The following is a 211-nucleotide window of genomic DNA, read 5'->3' as shown; positions in this document are numbered from 1 at the left end:
AGTATTGCTGTCGTTGCAATGTGGCTGATGATTATATTAATAATGACTTCTATATTCTCTCCTTGGTTTATGCCTCACTCCCCTTTAGCACAAGATCCTGAAAGTAAGCTTCTGCCTCCCTATTGGGCCGAAGGTGGTAATATAAACAATGTACTTGCGACTGATGATTTAGGAAGAGACACTCTATCTCGTTAATTTCATTATTTACACT

Annotated in this window: 1 pseudogene; it reads left to right on the top strand. The window is 38.4% G+C overall.

Annotation, left to right across the window (positions count from 1 at the left end):
* Window positions 1–195, top strand: a pseudogene (locus V6255_RS18935) (peptide ABC transporter permease); the annotation flags it as partial.
* Window positions 196–211 lie beyond the last annotated feature (16 nt).

The organism is Psychromonas arctica (assembly GCF_038155225.1).
GTDB classification, from domain to species: Bacteria; Pseudomonadota; Gammaproteobacteria; order Enterobacterales; family Psychromonadaceae; genus Psychromonas; species Psychromonas arctica_B.
The sequence above is the reverse complement of the archived record's forward strand: the minus strand, read 5'-3'. Positions and strand labels throughout refer to the sequence as shown.